18 protein-coding genes are annotated in these 19885 nt (G+C 43.0%); 8 read left to right on the forward strand and 10 right to left on the reverse strand.

Features of this window, described 5'->3' with window-relative positions; all coding sequences use genetic code 11:
• Position 1 precedes the first annotated feature (1 nt).
• From betB to ACSSVW_RS15745, 4 genes are all read left to right on the forward strand, one after another.
• Entirely contained in the window at positions 2-1465 is a 1464-nt protein-coding gene (gene betB, locus ACSSVW_RS15730) for a betaine-aldehyde dehydrogenase (protein ID WP_036966544.1), read from the forward strand.
• Positions 1465-3135 carry a choline dehydrogenase gene (betA, locus tag ACSSVW_RS15735; protein ID WP_454179634.1) on the forward strand — a complete coding sequence of 557 codons (1671 nt, stop codon included), beginning with the start codon at positions 1465-1467 and terminating at the stop codon, positions 3133-3135. Before betB ends, betA begins: the two co-directional genes overlap by 1 nt.
• Positions 3136-3265: 130 nt before the next feature.
• Positions 3266-4483 carry a choline transporter gene (locus ACSSVW_RS15740; protein WP_036966549.1) on the forward strand — a complete coding sequence of 406 codons (1218 nt, stop codon included), beginning with the start codon at positions 3266-3268 and terminating at the stop codon, positions 4481-4483.
• 11 nt (positions 4484-4494) lie between these two features.
• Positions 4495-5202, forward strand: coding sequence for a TorF family putative porin (locus ACSSVW_RS15745; protein ID WP_036966552.1), 708 nt, complete (start codon positions 4495-4497; stop codon positions 5200-5202).
• A 61-nt stretch (positions 5203-5263) separates the two neighbouring features.
• Here the strand turns inward: ACSSVW_RS15745 and ACSSVW_RS15750 are convergent, their stop codons facing one another.
• The 3 genes from ACSSVW_RS15750 to ACSSVW_RS15760 are packed head-to-tail and all read right to left on the reverse strand — an operon-like array spanning position 5264 to position 7619.
• Positions 5264-5479 carry a hypothetical protein gene (locus tag ACSSVW_RS15750; RefSeq protein WP_036966555.1) on the reverse strand — a complete coding sequence of 72 codons (216 nt, stop codon included), beginning with the start codon at positions 5477-5479 and terminating at the stop codon, positions 5264-5266.
• 49 nt (positions 5480-5528) lie between these two features.
• Positions 5529-6419: a dienelactone hydrolase family protein gene (locus ACSSVW_RS15755; protein WP_036966557.1), complete on the reverse strand. Its 891-nt coding sequence runs from the start codon at positions 6417-6419 to the stop codon at positions 5529-5531.
• Positions 6420-6467: 48 nt separating this feature from the next.
• A complete protein-coding gene (locus ACSSVW_RS15760; RefSeq protein ID WP_454179635.1) occupies positions 6468-7619 on the reverse strand; it encodes a hypothetical protein in 1152 nt (383 codons plus the stop codon).
• Positions 7620-7745: 126 nt separating this feature from the next.
• On the opposite strand from ACSSVW_RS15760, the gene ACSSVW_RS15765 reads away from it, so the two are divergent.
• A complete protein-coding gene (locus ACSSVW_RS15765; RefSeq protein ID WP_454179636.1) occupies positions 7746-8210 on the forward strand; it encodes a MarR family winged helix-turn-helix transcriptional regulator in 465 nt (154 codons plus the stop codon).
• 86 nt (positions 8211-8296) lie between these two features.
• The gene (locus ACSSVW_RS15770) at positions 8297-9046 is read left to right on the forward strand and encodes an RIO1 family regulatory kinase/ATPase domain-containing protein (protein ID WP_036966563.1); all 750 of its coding nucleotides are present in this window, start codon (positions 8297-8299) and stop codon (positions 9044-9046) included.
• A 33-nt stretch (positions 9047-9079) separates the two neighbouring features.
• Here ACSSVW_RS15770 and ACSSVW_RS15775 read toward each other — a convergent pair whose 3' ends face one another.
• From ACSSVW_RS15775 to ACSSVW_RS15805, 7 genes are all read right to left on the reverse strand, one after another.
• Positions 9080-10492: a family 43 glycosylhydrolase gene (locus ACSSVW_RS15775; RefSeq protein ID WP_454179638.1), complete on the reverse strand. Its 1413-nt coding sequence runs from the start codon at positions 10490-10492 to the stop codon at positions 9080-9082.
• A 202-nt stretch (positions 10493-10694) separates the two neighbouring features.
• Positions 10695-11165, reverse strand: coding sequence for a hypothetical protein (locus ACSSVW_RS15780; protein ID WP_036966570.1), 471 nt, complete (start codon positions 11163-11165; stop codon positions 10695-10697).
• Positions 11165-12307: a PepSY-associated TM helix domain-containing protein gene (locus tag ACSSVW_RS15785; RefSeq protein ID WP_036966573.1), complete on the reverse strand. Its 1143-nt coding sequence runs from the start codon at positions 12305-12307 to the stop codon at positions 11165-11167. The genes ACSSVW_RS15780 and ACSSVW_RS15785 overlap by 1 nt, the downstream gene beginning before the upstream one ends.
• A 106-nt stretch (positions 12308-12413) precedes the next feature.
• Positions 12414-13256, reverse strand: a complete 843-nt coding sequence (locus tag ACSSVW_RS15790) for a mechanosensitive ion channel family protein (protein ID WP_075593798.1) — start codon at positions 13254-13256, stop codon at positions 12414-12416.
• A gap of 33 nt (positions 13257-13289) precedes the next feature.
• Positions 13290-14000: an LrgB family protein gene (locus tag ACSSVW_RS15795; protein WP_036966578.1), complete on the reverse strand. Its 711-nt coding sequence runs from the start codon at positions 13998-14000 to the stop codon at positions 13290-13292.
• Positions 13990-14343 carry a CidA/LrgA family protein gene (locus ACSSVW_RS15800; RefSeq protein WP_036966581.1) on the reverse strand — a complete coding sequence of 118 codons (354 nt, stop codon included), beginning with the start codon at positions 14341-14343 and terminating at the stop codon, positions 13990-13992. Before ACSSVW_RS15800 ends, ACSSVW_RS15795 begins: the two co-directional genes overlap by 11 nt.
• A 71-nt stretch (positions 14344-14414) precedes the next feature.
• Entirely contained in the window at positions 14415-15206 is a 792-nt protein-coding gene (locus ACSSVW_RS15805; RefSeq protein WP_036966584.1) for a crotonase/enoyl-CoA hydratase family protein, read from the reverse strand.
• Positions 15207-15474: 268 nt separating this feature from the next.
• On the opposite strand from ACSSVW_RS15805, the gene ACSSVW_RS15810 reads away from it, so the two are divergent.
• Together ACSSVW_RS15810 and ACSSVW_RS15815 are read left to right on the forward strand one after the other, a co-directional pair.
• Entirely contained in the window at positions 15475-16674 is a 1200-nt protein-coding gene (locus tag ACSSVW_RS15810; protein ID WP_454179639.1) for an efflux RND transporter periplasmic adaptor subunit, read from the forward strand.
• A 9-nt stretch (positions 16675-16683) separates the two neighbouring features.
• Positions 16684-19797: an efflux RND transporter permease subunit gene (locus ACSSVW_RS15815; protein WP_454179640.1), complete on the forward strand. Its 3114-nt coding sequence runs from the start codon at positions 16684-16686 to the stop codon at positions 19795-19797.
• Positions 19798-19885: the final 88 nt, after the last annotated feature.

Consider the following 19885-nt stretch of genomic DNA (forward strand, 5'->3'; position numbering starts at 1 on the left):
AATGACCACACCTGTTTACGAAAATTTTATAAATGGCCACTTTTTGAAGAATCAAAGTGGCGATACCTTTGCGGTAAAGAACCCAGCGACAGACGAGGTGATTTATCACGTTGAAGTGGCCGATGAGTTTATTCAAAACGCCGCTATTGAAAGTGCGAAGCAAGGCTTTGCTGCTTGGTCTGCAATGACCCCGATTGAGCGTAGTCGCATTTTATTAAAAGCGGTGTCTATTTTGCGTGAACGTAATGATGAACTAGCAAAAGTTGAAGTGCTTGATACAGGTAAACCATGGCAAGAAGCTGAGTGTGTTGATGTAGAAACTGGCGCAGACGTGATTGAGTATTTTGCTGGCCTTGCGCCTGCTCAAGTAGGTCAGCAGCAAATGGTCGGTAATGACTTTTATTACACGCGTAAAGAACCTTTAGGTATTTGTGCGGGCATTGGCGCATGGAACTACCCACTGCAAATTGCGTGTTGGAAATCAGGCCCCGCACTCGCTGCAGGTAATGCGGTGATTTTTAAACCATCAGAAGAAACCCCACTGGGTGCCATTAAACTTGCTGAAATATTTATCGAAGCAGGTGTACCAGCAGGTGTATTCAATGTTGTACAAGGGGCTGGTGAAGTAGGTCAATGGCTAACAGCAAACCCAGACATCGAAAAAGTGTCGTTTACGGGTGAAGTAGGCACAGGTAAAAAAGTGATGGCAAGTGCTGCGGGTTCACTAAAAGACGTGACCATGGAGCTTGGCGGTAAGTCACCGCTGTTAGTGTTTGATGATGCCGATGTTTCACAAGCAGTAAGTGCCGCAATGCTAGGTAACTTTTATACTCAAGGCGAAGTTTGTACTAACTGTACACGAATTTATGTGCACAAAAATGTGTATCAGCAGTTTATTGATGAGCTGAAAACACGCACTGAGCAAAATATTATTGCTGGCGACCCAATGGATCCTGAGGTGAATTTAGGGGCGCTGATCTCTAAAAAACACCAAGAGTTGGTGCTTAGCTATATCGATAAAGGTATTTCAGAAGGGGCGACGTTATTAACCGGTGGTAAGGCTTTATCACCTGCCTCAGCACCGAACGGCTATTTTGTAGAACCGACCATTTTCGTTGATTGTAAAGACGACATGACCATTGTTAAAGAAGAAATCTTTGGTCCGGTAATGAGCGTATTAGTCTTTGATGACGAAGACGATGTGATTCGCCGTGCGAACGATACTCACCTCGGTTTAGCTGCGGGCGTGTTTACGAAAGATATCCAACGTGCCCACCGTGTTATTCATCAATTACAAGCGGGTATTTGTTGGATTAATAGCTATGGTAACTCACCAGCAGAAATGCCTGTAGGCGGTTATAAGCAATCGGGCATTGGTCGCGAAAACGGCATTGAAACACTTGATCACTACACCCAAACAAAATCGATTTACGTGGGTATGAGCAATATAGAGAGTCCATTTTAATGAGTACACAGAACTATGATTACATCATAGTCGGTGCAGGCTCAGCAGGCTGCGTGTTGGCTAACCGACTATCAGCAGACCCTTCAAACAAGGTGTTATTACTTGAAACGGGTGGTAGCGATAAAAGCATCTTTATTAAGATGCCTACAGCGCTGTCAATTCCAATGAATACTGATAAATATGCATGGCAGTTTCACACTGAGCCAGAGCCTTATTTAGATAACCGCCAAATGCACTGTCCTCGCGGGAAAGTGTTAGGTGGCTCGTCATCTATCAACGGCATGGTGTATGTCCGAGGCCATGCAAAAGATTTTGATGAGTGGCAGCAGCATGGCGCAGAAGGTTGGGATTACCAAGCCTGTTTGCCTTACTTTAAACGCGCTGAATCGTTTTATTTAGGGGGAGATAGTTACCGTGGTGATAACGGCCCATTAGGGGTTAATAACGGTAATGAAATGGCGAACCCTTTATACAAAGCGTTTATCAAAGCGGGCCAACAAGCAGGGTATGCTCACACCGATGATTATAACGGTGCACAGCAAGAAGGTTTTGGGCCAATGCACATGACTGTGAAAAATGGTGTGCGCAGTTCGGCAAGTCGCGAGTATTTAGACCCCGTTAAGTCACGTAAAAACTTAACCGTGGTAACCGGCGCATTAGCTGAAAAAGTATTGCTTGAAGGTAAAAAAGCAACCGGTGTTGAATTTTCTTTATCGGGTACTAAACAGCAAGCGTTTGCCACAAAAGACGTTATTTTAAGTGCCGGTCCAATTGGCTCGCCGCATATTCTTCAGTTGTCTGGTATTGGCGATAAAGAGGCACTCGCTAAAGCGGGTGTAGAGGTTAAACACCACTTACCAGGTGTGGGCAAAAACTTACAAGATCATTTGGAGTTTTACTTTCAATATAAGTGTAAGCAGCCAATTACTTTAAATGGCAAGTTAGGGCTTATTTCGAAAGGCTTAATTGGGGCGCGTTGGTTATTAAACCGCTCAGGTTTAGGGGCGACGAACCACTTTGAATCGTGTGCGTTTATTCGCTCAAAACCCGGTGTCGAATGGCCAGATATTCAATATCACTTTTTACCAGCAGCGATTCGTTACGATGGTAAAAGTGCCTTTGATGGGCATGGCTTCCAAGTGCATGTTGGTCATAACAAACCTAAAAGCCGTGGTGAGGTGACGATTAAGTCGGCTGATCCTAGGGTTGCACCTAAAATACAATTTAATTATTTACAACACAAAGATGACATTGAAGGCTTTAGAGCTTGCGTGCGCTTAACTCGAGAAATCATTGAACAAAGCGCTTTTGATGCGTATCGCGATGATGAAATTCAACCGGGTAAAAATGTGCAAAGCGACGAAGAAATCGATGCATTTGTTCGTCAAGCGGTCGAAAGTGCTTATCATCCTTCGTGTTCGTGCAAGATGGGTGAAGACGAGATGGCAGTTGTTAACTCGCAAACTCAAGTACACGGCATTGAAGGTTTAAGGGTCGTAGATTCGTCTATCTTCCCAACCGTTCCAAACGGAAATTTAAATGCGCCTACCATTATGGTGGCAGAAAAAGCGGCAGATCTAATTTTAGGTAAGCCTTTATTAACGGCATCAAGCGCAGATGTTGCTATGGAAAAACAATGGCAATCAACGCAGCGTAGTTCGGAGATTTAATAGGGCCACCCGCAGTGTCGGCTGTGGGGCTTGCAGTGGCGCGCATCATAAGTTGTTTGTGATGCGTTAATGCGAGGGAAAAAAATGGGAGAAACAATGAAGTATTATTACTTATTTTGGGGGGGTAACTATGACCTTATGGCTTAGTGCTGGCATCATTTTTACCCTATTAGCAATTGCGGTTATTTTATTTAAATGGGGTACTGTAAGGTGTGTAGGTGTCACACCGGTGAGAACATTTACGTTCATAGCAATTTTATTTACATCAGGCCTAGACGTTGGCTTGATTATGTTTCCACTGACAGAGTTTGCAGGTTATGCAGACATAAAAGCAAGCCCAGAGTATGCGTTTGCCAATCCATTAGCCATTGAGTTTGGTTTTTGGGGCTTCTTGATCTGGGGATTTTATTTCCTTACGTGCTTTTATTTCTGTGTAATAGAACCCAAAGTGAAGTTTTTTGAAATCGCTTGGGTAAAACTAATTAATAACATCGTTATTATTGGTACATGCGCATTTACTGCATTTTTACTACTGTCGAACCTACCGTGGTATTTACCTTCATTAGGTGATGGTGAGTCAATTATTCCGACTTTCTACTTACTGGTGTTTGCTGCAATCTGTTTTGCGGTGTACTCAAGTACTGACATTAAATATGTGCGCTTTTTAAGTATTTCTACAACGTGGTTATTTATCGCATTAATTGCGTTTATGTGGGTCGGTGCATTTGTTGGCTCAGAAGCGCAAACATCTGCGTTTGTCGATAACTTAACCCTCATAGGTGGCTATTTTGGCAACATCGATGAGTTTGTATTACCTCTGAACGATTACCATGCTTTTTATCTATTTTGGTGGTTTGCGTGGAGCATAATGATTGGTCAATTTACGTCGCGTTTTGTGGGCGGGTTAAAAACTTATCACGTGCTGGCAGCCATGTTAATTTTTCCGTCTATTCCTATTGCTATTTGGTTTAGTGTTTTATACCAGTACCACGAAGCGGGTATTGCCACTGCGGGCCTTAAAAACATAGCGATGGTATTTGTTGGTGTGGTGTTTGTGATTAACTCACTCGATTCTTTGATCCGTTTATACACAGATAATCTAAACTTAACGGTGAAGCGTTTAGGCAAACTTAATTATATTGCCTTAAATGTGGTTGCGCTTTCATTACTGACTCTGCTGTTTAAGTTCGACTTTTTACAGATCCAATGGGTTGGTGCGTTAGTTATCGCGTTATTTTTCGGCTGCGCCGTGTTTATTGGCTACAGCAAATATAAAACCGTGAAAAACATCGAAGGCTCGCCAAAAGACAACAAATTAGATTTTACAAAAATAGAAACAGTTAGCTAAGGGAAACCAACATGACAACAAGACAAACAGTATTAGCAACAGCGTTGCCATTGGCACTACTTTCGACATCAGCGATGGCTGACTTATCTACCACCGTTACACTTGCATCTGACTATACCTTTAACGGTGTTAGTCAAACGATGAACGACCCTGCCATTCAGGGCAGCCTAGATTATGCCTTTGCAGATTCAGGCATGTATGTCGGTACGTGGGCCTCAAATGTTGATTTTGGTGAAGGCACTGACATTGAATGGGATGCTTACTTAGGTCATTTTGTTGAGCTCAATGAGGCCCTCAGTGTTGATTATGGTATTGCATATTACTCGTACCACGGTGAAGATTATTCTAGCGATGGTAACTACTTTGAAACCTACGCTAAATTTGGTTATACCAACAGCTTAGGTTTCACAGAGTTGAACTTTTGGTATGCATGGGATTATTTTGGTACCGATGCAGGCCATGTGATTTCTATGATTGCCCACACGGTTGAAATTGCGCCGAATCATGCGATACGTGCAAGCTTTGATATTTCTAACTCGTTAGATGGTAATAAATTTGCGTGGGATGGCAACGATAAATCTTATAACCATTATCGTTTGGCGTACCAAACTAGTTTTGCAGGTTTTGACTTTGAGCTTGCAGGTGAAAACACCAGTCTAGACTGGGATACTGCCGATGAGCGTATCGTCGCGTCTATTTCGCGCAGTTTTGATCTGTAAAAAGAACCCCCTCTATTTATCAAAACGGCTAACCTAGGTTAGCCGTTTTTAATGCTGATAATTAAAACTCTATGCCTTCGTGTTGCATGGCCAAGTCATCAAGCTCGGCTAAGGTATAATCAAACCCTGAGTTATCCGCTTCATAGCGAATCTTCACGCCAAAACCGCCTTGGCATAGGCTGGCTTTAACATTAGCCACAGACCAGTGTCTGAGTTTATTTAAAAAGCGGTTAGCGGTTTGTTGAGAGTCAAAGCGATAACGAACCTCTGATTCCATGTACTTATTAGCCTTTAAATTTTTTCGAGAGTGTATGTAATTGCTCCGTTTAAATCAATTGCTCGTTAAAAAATGCGAGTGTGCGTTGCCAAGAAAGCTCTGCCTGCTTTTCATCATAGCGTGATGTTGAATCGTTATGAAAACCATGGTTTGCTTTCTCGTACATATGCATCGTGTAGGGGACTTGGTGAGCTTTTAAATCAGCCTCATAATCTGGCCAAGTCTCATTCACACGTGTATCGAATTCAGCTAAATGTACCAATAACGGTGCTTTGATGTTTTTTCTAAGCTCTTTAACCGCGGGAGTACCATAGTAAGGCACGCCTGCATTAATTAACGTGCTGTCGACGGCGGCTAAGTAATTCACCATATAACCCCCAAAGCAAAAGCCCACAGCGCCAAGTTTGCCATTGCTGTTTGGGTGTTGTTTTAAGTACTCTGCTGCGGCGACAAAGTCTTGCTGAATTTTTTCTTTATCCATTGAACGCTGCATTGCGCGGCCTTCATCATCGTTACCAGGGTAGCCACCTAACGGGTGCAACGCATCTGGGGCAAACGCAATAAATCCTGCTTTGGCAAGGCGGCGAGCGACATCTTTAATATAAGGATTAAGCCCACGATTTTCGTGAATAACGAGTACAATAGGGCGCTTAGAGGTTAAATTTGTCGGTTCGACTAAATAGCCTTTACCCTCGCCATGCCCTTTAAAGGAGTCGAAGGTTTTATAGCTGGCTTTTATGTCTGGGTCGTTAAAGGATACTTGCTCTGCTAAGGCGTAATTAGGCAGTAGAGCACTACTTAATACTGCCATCGAATAACCAAGAGCCACAAGACCACCGAGTTTTTTCATAAAAGTACGACGGTCTATCAAGCCATGGGCATATTCGTCGTACCAATCGAAGGCTTCTTGAGGAATGTGGTTGTGGCGTTGCTCAGTCATACTTATATCCTTTAAAAATGAATTCAGTTTATAACTTTAGACTAATTATCAGTGATTAACAGCCTGTTCTTTTGTTTGCTTTATGACATCGATAAAACGGCGCTGCCAAATAGCGTTGAATGCTTTATTGAACAAGTATAAGAATATTAAAGGCATTAATAGCAGCTTTAAAATAAGCAACGACAAAATATTTAAAAAGTCGATAAACAAGTCTTCAACGGTGGCCACCATATTACTAATGCCCGAGGTGACGGTGTCGATAATTTTACTCACTTGTGATGATGAATCGTGGTTAAGCGACGCATTCAGGGTGTCAAGTTGCTCGTTTAAGGCGTCTTTTTCTTGATTAAGCGCCATTTGTTGTTCAAGCACAGCATTAAACTTGCTGGTGAGTTGCTGCTTTTGATCGAGTAATGGTTTTGCTTTGGCTAGTTCTTTAAAAGTGATTACCTCAGATAAACTGCGAGTGGCTTGAATCGCTTCTATTTTTTTGTCGAGTTCAGCCATTTGTAGTTTGAGCTCGGTCGCTTGCTGGTGGTTTTTAATTTGTTGATCATTAAGTAACGATAGCTTGTCGAAAAGGGTCTGTTTTTGACTGTCGACTTCGGCTTTTAGCTTTGCTGACAGTGCCGACGTTGTGCTGGCATTATTATTTACGGTAGCCACTTTTTCGCTGACTTGTTCACTTTGTTGGTTTATTTGCTCGTCTAAAAATACTTGGCTTACCAACCCCGTCGTTAGCACCACCGCAGGAACTAAAAAGCGAATAAGGATCAGGCTCGCCATTAATTTATGGCGAAGCGTTGGGTAAAAATCACGCCACTCACAAATAAGGTATGCAATTACTGATACTGTAAAAACACTGCTAAATATGACGCCGGATGAAATCGTGTATAAAATTCGCTGTAAAAATAGTGAGCCAATGGCAAGACGCATCGCATCCGACATGTACTCCGCTAAATCGTTGACGGGGTCAAGTAGCTGAGCTGGTTGAATACTGGCTATACCAATACCGACTTCGGCGGATTGTAATAAAGAAATTGCCGCATTGACGGTACGTGAAGACGCATACACAAGAGTCGATTGCAGCAGGGCGCTGTCAATAAAGCTCATAATATACTGTTGAAACTGTTCTAACCAACACAGTAGTAACAGTACTATGAGGCTTAAATACTTGATAATATGTTGTTTACTTAGCATAACGCCCTCTGAAATTTGTACGCTTACCTACGCTACACTAATCATAGGCGTTGAAGCAATGAACTCAGATTGAATTATTTTAGTGGTTAACGGTCTATGAATGACGATTAACTGCGGTGAGGAACTATGAAAGAACCTGTATCTATTGGGCAATGCCGTATTGAAGACTTAGATCCCATTCAAGATCTCGGGCGATTGGTGTCGTATTTGCGCTCTAATTTAGTGACTCACCTAGACTGTGCTCTAAAAAGTAAAGAACTGACTTCGGCACAATACATTGTGGTGGTATTGCTTGCTCGAGGAAAAGTAACAACGTTGGCTGAACTGTGCGAGCACATGGTGTATGACCGTGGTGCCATGAGTCGCCTATTAAGCCGTTTAGAAGATAAAGGGTTAGTGGCTAAACAGCAGTCAATAGAAGATCGCCGTTCAACCATTTTATGCCTTACAGAAAAGGGCAAACAGCTTTATCCTGAGATACTGCCCACCGTTAATGATATTTACCGTGAGGCATTAGCGGGCTTTTCTGAGGATGAGAAAAACCAACTTGCCAGCTTACTCTTTAGAGCGATTCATAATTTAAAAGCATAAATTTCTCTAAGCGGTACATTGTCGCTGCCGTGTCGTTTTGATAATATAGTTGCCTAGGCATTTAATTTAATAAATACTGGGTTGTTATGTTTGAATCATCGTTACTCGCTCAGCTTCAAGCTCAGTTTCCATCACATCAATTTAGTCGTGAAGGCTTGTCTGTATTGCACACAGGGCGCTTTGCCAATGCAATTGTGTATCGTTATAAAGACGCACAACACGATTTAATCATTAAAGATTTTCAGCATAGCCCGTGGTGGGTTAGAAAAACCATTGCTCCACTGTTTATAAATCAAGAGTACAAGGGATTGTCACGGCTTAAAGGTGTTGACGGTGTGGTAGACCACTTTTGTCGTTTATCGCCTATTGCCATTGCCTATGATTTTATTGAAGGTACACCACTAAGGGAGCTTGCATTGCAACAGCAGCAATTACCGCGCGACTTTTTTAAAGAGTTTGAGCGTTTAGTCGCAAAAATGCATCGCCACGGTGTGGTGCACTTAGACCTGCGTAATCTGGGTAATGTGATTTGTTCACAAGATGGTAAGCCCTATATCATTGATTTTCAGTCAGCAATTCGGTTTGCTCGTTTTCCGCGTTGGTTGCAGCGCTTTATGCGAGGGGCTGATATGAGTGGGGTTTATAAAGCATGGCAAAAACTAGCAAACGACTCATTACCGCAAGCAAAAGCGGCGTATTTGCATGACTTTAATCATGTTCGTAAACGCTGGATTTTTAAAGGATACCCGCTACAGCGAGCATATGTGTGGGGCAGTGGCGTTGTCACACAAATTTTAAACTCTGACTTTATTCGCAGTATTTTTGAAAGGTTCTAAAAAGCGCGTTTGCACGCGCTTCATGAAAGAAAACTAGTATTTAGGCCACCCATTCGCATCCCAATTAAGTGTGCTAATAAGCAGCTTTGGTCTGCCATTGTCACCCGCATCATATGCATGGCGCACAATCACATCGGTATTAAGGATATCTTGTCCACCTGGACCGACCCACTGGCTGTTACCTGCATCAAGGATACTACCGCCCCCTGATAGCATGTTGTTACCATTTTTATCAAGGTAAGGGCCACGGATATCAGTTGAACGGCCGTATGCAATTCGATAGGTACTGTTAGTGCCTTCACAACACTTACCCATAGAAACGAATAAGTAGTAGTAACCTTGGCGATAGATAATAGTAGGGGCTTCTATACCACCAGAGCGACTCGCTAATGAGTAAATTTCGCCAAAGGGTTTCATGGTCATTGGGTTAATGCGCGTAAGCTTGATCCCTGAATTCCATGAGCCAAATGTAAGCCAAGGCGCACCATCTTTAGCCACGATTAAATCGGGATCAATCGCGTTGTAATTATTGCTATTTGTGGTGTTGATCACTAAGCCATCATCACGCCAATTGCCTGCGGCCACGCTACTGGCTGATGCTAAACCGATGGCACTGACTCGTGAACCAAATGTCGAAATAGCGTAGTATAACCAGCTGCGATTATTGTATCGTTTTAATTCAGGCGCCCACACATCTATTCCATCATGATCAGGTACATAGTTGCCCCACCAAGCAAGTCCGTTTGGAAAAACAGGTAAAGCATCATTCCAATCTACGCCATCACTTGAGTATTTGCCGTAAATACCGGGACCTGTTTGAAAAATCCACCATGTGCCATTTTCGTAACCAATCGTCGGATCATGGGTCACTAAACTGCCTGTTAATGGCCAGTGATTGGCTGCACCATTGGTGGTCGATGGGTCAAAAGGAGTGGATTCTACATTGGCGAGTTTAGTAAGTTGCCATTGCTGAGCATCACTGCCGTTGTAACTCCACTGACTAATATTCGCGCCATCATTACCATTAAATTCATATAAGTCGAGTGCTTTACCGCTGTGATCATTGATAAAGCTATAATAGCCACTGCCTTCTTCATTGATTTGCCAGTGCTGACTGGCAATGTTTGCATACTCATATTGTACAACGTTGCCTCCATCGTCAGTCGAGAAATCAAATACTTCGAGAGCTTTACCACTGTTCAAGTTAATGACCGAATAATTACTGCCGCCAATGTTGGTAATTAGCCAGCGCTGTGTATCGTGGTTCGTATTCCCCCATTGACTCACGTTTGCGCCATCATTGGTTTGGGCGTTAGCAACTTCGACAAGTTTTTCACTGTATTTCGATTTAATCGTATAAACGCCGTTATCAATGGCATAGGCACTCGGTAACAGCAAACTGACGGCTAATCCGATAACGCCGACTGTATTTTTAGAAAGTATCATTGTGTCTCCAAATCATTGTTTTTGAGCTTTCCTTGGTGTGTTCTGATCCTTGGATTAGTTTGAAGAAATCAAACTATTTATAATACTTTATTATATTATTATTTTTGTAAAGGTTTTGGTGAAATAAATTAACAAATAATTTACTTGGTGGCGGTTAGAGAGGGAAGTTATAAAAAAGCCACTCAGTGAGTGGCTTTAAAAATTATTGACTAATAAACTGATTAGGAATGTCCCATTGTAGGGTGTGTAATTGACCCTGCCATGTCTGAATTGTGACCCACAATTTGTCATCGGCCGAAATAGCTTTCGGGGCTATTGCATGTGCGTGTTGACCATGTGCCGTTCCATGCATAAGGCCTTCTTCATCTTTTGCAAATTCAGTGAGTGGCAGCGGCGCTTCACCTATATTTAAATAGGCTTGACGTATATTGCTAATATCACCTTGATTAAAGGCGATAAAGAAATCTTTTACATATTCGTTATGATGCGAATAGGGGGCATCTTCATTAAGTGGCATTGGCGCAATTTTAAACTCACCTGCTTGTTGTTCTTGCCAAAGAGCAGGGAATTGTGGGTTGAGCGATTGGTAAATAAACCACACCGGTAAGGCGAGCACAATTGCATGTAACAGGTACTTTTTACGTTGCCACCACGTTGCGTTTAAACGTGCCATTAGTTTGCCTCCTGAATGTTATTAACGGGCGCAGCTTGGCGTGCTTTTTCAGGTTTATTTTTTACCAATTTAGAGGTGTACATCATAAACCCTGTGACCGACATACCACTTAAAATTAAGCCAAAGATAAACCAGATAACTTTGGTCCAAAGGCCACCAATATTACCGTAATGAAGGGGGTCGGTAATGTGCGATAGAGTTTGTAATCCTGTCATTGTTTCTGGACTTTTGCTGGCTGCAATCTCACCGGTCCATGGATTAACAGAGGTTGAGTACGCATAGTTATCATAAAAAATCGTATCACCACTGCCCATAATGTTGAACATACCGCGATTATGCTCTGGTAGCATCACATAGCTCGGTTTAAAGTCGGGATACTTTGCTTTTGTGGCTGCTAATGCGGCTTTTAAATCAGTTGGTGGTGTTTGTTTTGTGGCGGGCAGTGTCGACACCGCGACTAACGGGGCGTGCTCTTCAATATCAATTTCGTTGTGCCACATAAAGGCTTGTACAAAATACCATAAGCCAGTCAACGCCATGATTGCCATAAACCAAATTGACCATACTCCGCTGAGTGTATGTAAGTCCTTGAGGAAGGTTTTACGGCCTTGATTAAAGCGCAATTTTGGTTGCGTGAATGCACGCCAGAAATTTTTATAAATAACTAAGCCAGTGATTAGAGCACCCAGAATAACAAATGCCATTGCACTCACTAAGTAATAACCAATGCTGTAGCCTTCTTGCCAAGGGAAAAATAACCAACCATGCAGGGTACGCATAAACTCAATAAACGAAATGGTGCTGTTTACAGCTTGCACTTCGCCAGTGTATTGATTGACGTAAGCAACAGCATAAGGTTTGTCTGTGTCGGTAAAAATGACTGCGTTTACAAGGTAAGGCTCATAAGTAAGTACACTCATAACATCGGCACTTGGGTAAGCACTTTCTACGCTTTCAATAACCTGATCAACAGGCATCGCCGGTAAATTATTAGGGTTAGTTGCGCGTGCTTCGCTGTTGGTTAACCACGTCAGTTCATGGCTTATTACTGAAATTGTGCCCGTAACACAGATAAAGCAGAATAACACCCAGATAGGCAGCGAAAACCAACCGTGTAGCTGGAACCAAAGACGTTTACTCATGAAAAATAGCCCGACATTTAATTGATGATAGTAATTGTTATCATTCAAATTGTACTACAAAGCTTTAATGAAACACAATCTCTGTCGTTGCGGGGTAAAAAAGGTGCTATTCAGCACCTTTCTCATGTGTATGATTAAGTGTAACGATCCGCTGTGGGAAGGGAATGTCGATATCTGCACCCTGAATAGCGCTGAATACTTTGCGGTTAACCGAGAGCTTGGTTTCAATAATTTTGGTAGTCGGCACCCAATAACGATAACTTAATGTCACGCCGCTGTCTGCAAAGCGCTCGATACCCACTTGTGAATGAGGCTCGTCGGCAACTAATTCGTGCTCTTTTAATACTGTTTCGATGAGTTCAATTGCTAAGTCTGCGTTGGCATCGTAGGCAATATCAATTTCACCTTTTACCAGTGAATAACTAAACGAATTATGTAAAATTTCACCAACAATGTGTTTGTTTGGGATAGTGATTTCGACTTTTTCTTCGTTAATCAAAATAGTATACCCAAGTTCAATAGTTTTAACTTGTCCGCTAACGCCCTTTACTTCAATCGTGTCGCCAACAACAAAAGGGCGCGTGGCAATGATTGCAAGACCAGCCCCATAATTTGACAGCATACCTTGCAGTGCTAAACCAGCCCCTAACGATGCAGCACCGATTGCTGCAACAAATGGCGTAACACTGATGCCTATTTTACCCAGTGCGATAACCAAAAACATAATAATAAGCAGTACTTTAACAACGTTACTGACAAAGTTAGTTAAGGTTATGTCAATGTTGTGCCGTTGCATTAATCCAGCAATCATTTTTGATACTTTTTGTGCGACCCATAAACCAAAGAACAGGATTAAGATGGCACCAAAAATTTGCATGCTGTAGGTAACGAGGTATTCGGTAATCAAGTGGTAGTATTTTTCAACTTGTTGTAATTCAGAATCGATCATGTGTTTTCCTAACAAGGTTACTGCTTGCCCTGACTATACCAGAGCATGTTGTAAAACAGGATAGAGTAAGGGCACTATTATAGCGCTTAAAAGCGCACTCAGTGCCATTGCGACCGATGCAAATGCGCCGGCTTTTGCCTCTTCAGTAATAAGTGAGGCGGTGCCAATAGCATGACACGCGGTGCCGATGGCAACACCTTTAGCTTGTGCATTACGGATGTTTAATAGCGAAAAAATTAAATTGCCAAAAATCCCACCCAGTACACCAATAAAAATAACCATTGCAGCAGCAAGAGAAGGAATACCGCCCAGTGCATCCGTGACGATTAACGTGATGGGCGTTGTAACAGAAAGGCTGGCAAGCGATGCACTAAGCTCAGCGGGGGCAGCAAAAAAATAGCAAATGAGTGAGGCAACAACAGTGGCGTTAATCACCCCTAAGCTACAGCTAATCACAATGAGTAATAGGTTTCTTCTTACGTGCACAAACTGCTGATACAGCGGCAAAGCGAGGGCGACTATCGCCGGTTCTAATAACCAGCTGAGTATTTTGCTGTGCTCAGCAAACGGCGCATAAGGTAAGTCGAGTGTTACAAGTAACGCAGCAATAATCAAAATAGCCCAGCAAACAGGGTTGCTAAGTGCTTTAGAAACACCGTGAGTTGTTTTGTTGTTGAGGACTCTTAGTAACAAAAAAAGGCAAATAATGACTGGAACGCTTAACCACCATAAATTAGTCGTCATTTTCACGCCCCTTAAAATAGGCGATAACGCCACCAATGAGCAATACGCTGCTCAAAGGCACAATAATAAATACAGTGAGCAGAAGCGACCAATGTTGACCAATTAAACCAAGGTGCTCAACGATGCCAACGCCCGCTGGAATAAAAAATAATGGCATGTAATTTAACAGAGGGCTGGCTGTCGGTTTTAGCTGATGCTCTTTAACAACCCCCGTTAATAGCAGTAAAAGTAACATGACCATAGCGAGCAATGGCGCAGGAAAAGAGCTGTTAAGTAACAGGCTTAAATACTTAGCGACCGCTAAGCACGCAAGAATAATGGCACTACTGAACAGGTATTTCATGATAGATGGAAAATGGCTTGTGAAAGTTCAACTACATCATACCCTTGTCAGTAGTACTATGCGACTTTAGCTTACCATGACTTGGCGTTGTTAAACTCAATATCATCTGCTCCTTTTGCTTTAGCAATGGCTTTTTTGGTATTTGGGTTCATTAATAAGCGAATTTGGCTCCAGGTTTCTTTTGCTAAGATTTTACGTTGCTGCGAGCGATAGCTCTGTTGAGTAAGCCGCTTAATTGCTGCCAATGTATCTGGTGAACGCGCCATGAGTGTTTCGAGCATTGCCGCGGTGTGTTTATCAACATCATCTGTAAGCTGGGTAACAAGCCCATAGTCTTTAGCGTCTTCAGCAGATACGGGACCGGCATGACTTGCCAACCAGAGTGCTTGGTCACGTTTCATTAATCCTGCAAGCACCACATTTGCTCCCATATCGGGGCATAACCCCCAGCGTGCTTCCATAATGGCCAGTTTGGCGTGTTTATCTACAATTCGGTAATCGGCACCGAGTGCTATTTGCATCCCTCCGCCAAAGCAATGCCCCGAAATTTTTGCGATTACAGGAATACTTAAATCTTGCCAGCCTAAGACCACTTTTTGCGCAAGGTTCTGATTGCCCGGCAGCCACTTAAAAAGCAGCTTCATGATGTTACTGGGCTTTTTCATAACGGCTGCGACATCGAGCCCAGAGCAAAAATGTTCACCTTCACCACTAATCACCACAGCGCGTAAGCGAGGGTCACGTTTAATTTTTTTGATGACGCGTGACAGCTCGACAAACATATCAAAACTAAGCGCATTTTGCTTTTCTGGACGAGCAAGGTAAACCCAAGCGACGTGTTGTTTTATTTCTAGCTTTATCATGGCAACTCCTCTGACCTGTGTGTTAGAGCTTACGAGCTAATGACAAGTATGTAAAGAAATGCTGATGTGTCGCAAAGAAACGTTAATTTTTTCAAAAAACGGTAACTCTGTCATATGCTTGATTACAAATTGATGTATATTTTTAAAACAAAGAAGCAGGTTTTCAACTAGCTCAATTTTGCTATCGGTAAGATACTGGCTCAAACTTTCGCAAAATACCACGACACGACTAGACTTAGCGTTAAGTCGCGCTACAAGGAGTATACATATGCTGATGCGCAAAACAGCTCGCATAAAGAATCAACCATCATCTTTTATAACAACCGCCTTATTTACCGTGGCTTTTAGCTCGGCTTTAGTAGGCTGTTCCGATGATAAATCAACGAAACAGGCTACGCCGCCACCGGCGGTATCTGTTTTTAATGTTGTTACCCAAGAAGTCGGAGATTATCGAGAGTTTGTCGCCCGCACTGAAGCGTTTCAAGAAGTTAAAATTAGAGCCCGTGTTGAGGGGGAGCTCATTGAGCGTCACTTTGACGAAGGATCTGCGGTTGAAAAAGATCAGTTATTATTGCGTATAGACCCGTCTGAATACCGCTCCACGGTGGCCGAGGTTGAAGCCGATCTTAAAAGTAAAAAGGCTGCTGCAAGTGCTGCCCAAAGAGACTTAAAACGGGGTCGAGATGTTGCCTCTCAAGGGTTTATTTCGCAGTCCGATTTAGACAAGTTATTAACTAACTTTGAACAAGCGACAGCCGCGGTGAAAGCGGCCGAAGCTGAGCTTGAAAAGGCAAAGTTGAATTTAAGCTACACTGAAATTCGAGCCCCATTCGCGGGTCGTATAGGTAAAGTGAACTACGATGTGGGCAACATTATTGGGCCCTCATCGAATGAACTGGCAGAGCTGACTGATGTAGACCCCATTTATGTGAGCTTTCAAGTTGAAGAGGCTGACTACATAAGCTACCGACAGCAACATCAAACCCCAGATCGCGACCCACGTGATGTACCTATTGATTTAAGTTTACGATTACCAAATAACTCCGTTTTTCCAGGCAAGGGAGTCCTTGATTTTGCGGATACTAAAATAAATCGAAACACGGGGACCGTTGAATTAAGGGCTTCGTTCGACAACCCCGACGGCATGGTTATGCCTGGCTTGTTTGTTACATTAATAGTCGAGAGCACCAACAAAAAAGAATTAGCCTTGATTCCACAAGTTGCAGTACAAGAAAATCAACAAGGTAAGTTTGTACTTGTTGTTAATGATGAAAACACAGTATCGATGCGCGTTGTGAAACTTGGTCGCCGTATTAACGCGATGTGGGTGGTTGAATCAGGCCTTGAAGCAGGCGAAAAGGTGATTATTGAAGGCTTACAAAAAGTCCGCCAAGGTGCAGAAGTCAAAGCCGTTGAAAAAAATGTTGATGCAACAACGGGCACTATTACTAGCAAAGCCAACTCTTAGGGGGCAGAGATGATTAGTAAAACGTTTATATCTCGCCCTAAATTTGCGCTGGTAATATCGATAGTCATTACGATTGCGGGTTTAATCTCAATGACATTATTGCCGGTGAATATGTACCCGCAGATCACGCCACCGCAAGTACAAATTTCGACAAGTTACCCCGGAGCCAGTGCTCAAATAGTGGAAGAGTCGGTGATCAGGCCCATTGAAGAGCAAGTCAATGGGGTTGAAGACATGATGTACATAGAATCGACTTCGACAAATAACGGCACGGCAAATATTACTGTTTATTTTAAGGTTGGTACCGACACAGACATAGCACAAGTGAACGTGCAAAACCGTGTTGCGCTCGCTGAAGCGGGATTACCTGAGGAAGTAAAGCGCCAAGGAGTGTCGGTTAAGAAAAAGTCGAGCTCTATGTTGTTAGGGATTAACCTTTACTCGAGTAAAGATAATATCGACGCTATTTTTCTAAGTAACTATGCAACAAACTATTTAACAGAGCCGCTTGGTCGTATAAATGGGGTTGCCTCTGCGGAGGTGATGGGTGAGCAAACCTATTCGATGCGTTTATGGCTTCGCCCAGATCGAATGGCATCATTAGGCTTAACGGTGGCCGATGTTAGAAGCGCATTGCAAGAGCAAAATACCATTGTTGCAGCAGGTAAGTTAGGCGCGGCTCCTTCGGGGCCCAGTCAGCAATTTGAATATTCGATTCAAGCAAAAGGGCGCTTAAAAACCCCAGAGGAATTTGGCCAAACCATTATTCGTTCGAGTAAAGACGGTAACTTTGTTCGTTTACATGATATTGCCCGTATCGAAATGGGGGCGGCAAGCTACAGCACCTCCGCTAAATTGAATCAGCAAGATACAGCATTTATCGTTATTTATCAGTTAACAGAAGCCAATGCCACGCAGGTTGCAGAGGATGTTAAAGCCCGTATGGCTGAGCTGGCAAAGCAGTTACCCGATGGCATCGAGTATTCTATTCCTTACGATACAACCGAATTCATTAACCGTTCTATTGAAGAAGTCGTGGTAACCCTTTTACAAGCGGTTGGTTTGGTTATTTTAGTGGTATTTTTGTTTTTACAAAATTGGCGCGCAACCCTGATTCCCACTGTTGCTATTCCGGTGTCTTTGGTGGGGACGTTTGCTTTTATGATGATGATGGATTACTCCATCAATTTAATCACCTTATTTGGTTTAGTACTGGCAATCGGTATTGTGGTGGATGACGCGATTATCGTTATAGAAAATGTTGAGCGTATTTTAAAAGAAGAGAAACTACCAATAAAAGAAGCCGTTACTAAAGCAATGGAACAAGTGTCTGGGCCTATTGTTGCAACCACACTGGTGTTGCTAGCGGTGTTTGTACCGGTTGGATTTATGCCTGGCATCACCGGAGAGTTATATAAACAGTTCTCGGTGACTATTTCATTTGCAGTGCTAATTTCCTCGGTGAATGCATTAACCTTGAGTCCGGCGCTTTGTACGCTATTACTGAATGAAAAAGCGATGAAACCGATTAAGTGGCTAGCCCCATTTGAAAATATTATTACGCGCTCGACCAGTGGCTACAGTAAAGTCGTTAACTTTATTCTAAAGCGTAGCGCACGAATGGCGCTGTTTGCGGTTATCATTTTTGCGGCCGCGGGATGGTTAGTTAAAGCAGTCCCCACCGGATTCGTGCCAGCCGAAGACCAAGGTTTTCTATTTGTTGATGTGCAACTGCCAGATGCTGCGGCAAGTAACCGCACCAAAGAAGTCATGCATAAATTGGGTGATATTATTAAAAATGAACCCGCAGCAACTGATTTTATCGCCGTTTCAGGTTTTTCATTATTAGGCGGTGCAGGTTCAAATAATGCCTTGGGTATTGTGGTACTAAAAGATTGGGAAGAGCGTACAGACGCTAATTTAGGTCTGCGAGCGGTGTTAGGTCGTTTGATGGGGCAGTTTTGGGCGATGCCAGACGCACAGATAATGGCATTTAACCCGCCATCAATACCGGGGCTTGGCACCAGTGCCGGTTTTGAATTTAGACTGCAAGACAGTGAAGGGCGTGAACCCGCTGCGCTTTCTCAGGTGCTTAACGGCTTAGTATACGAGGCTAATCAACGGCCTGAACTGTCAAATGTGTACAGTACATTCAGAGCAAATGTCCCGCAGTACTTTTTAGAAATTGACCGTAATAAAGCCAAAGCACAAGGTGTGGCGTTGAGTGATATCTTCTTAACGCTGCAAGCACAGCTAGGTTCTTTGTACGTTAATGACTTTAATCAATTTAGCCGAACGTATCGGGTCATAATGCAAGCCGAAAGTCAGTATCGTCAAAACCCCGCAGACTTACAGTACTATTACGTGCGTAACGACGAAGGGGTAATGGTTCCTTTAACAACACTGGCCAAACTTGAACCGATTCTAGGCCCGACAAGTTTAACGCACTTTAATTTGTATCGAAGTGCCAGTATCAGTGGCCAGCCAGCGCAAGGGTATTCAAGTGGGGATGCGATTGCTGTTATGCAAGAATTGGCCGCTAAGCTACCCTCTGGGTACGTGTATGAGTGGGCAGGGCAATCTAAGCAAGAAATTGAAGCGGGCAACGTCGCGCCAATTTTATTTGGTTTAGCGGTCGTATTTGTTTACTTGTTCTTAGTTGCGCAGTACGAAAGCTGGACTATTCCATTTTCAGTTATTGCAGCTGTTCCTTTAGCTTTGTTTGGTGCCATGCTTGCACTGTACGTGATTGGGATGGAAAACAATATTTATGCGCAAGTTGGTTTAGTGTTGCTGATAGGTCTGTCGACGAAAACGGCCATATTAATTGTTGAATTTGCGATGGAAGAGCGTGCCGCCGGAAAAGGCATCGTTGAAGCAGCACTCAACGCAGCAAAATTGCGTTTTAGAGCGGTATTAATGACGGCCTTGTCATTCGTGCTTGGCGTATTACCGCTTGTGTTTGCGAGTGGGGCTGGGGCAGGCAGCCGAATATCATTAGGTGTGACTGTGCTCTTTGGTATGCTAGCGGCCACTATTTTTGGCACGTTGCTTGTTCCGCTATTTTATACGTTAGTGCAAGCTATGCGTGAAAAAGTGAAAGGCCAAAGGGTCGAAAACTAAAAAAAGAGACAAGAACGATAAAAAAGTCAGGGTAACCTGGCTTTTTTTTTGGCAAAACAGAAAAGAGGTTTGTTATCATACCTAAAAT

Source organism: Pseudoalteromonas sp. MBR-15 (genome assembly GCF_053628915.1).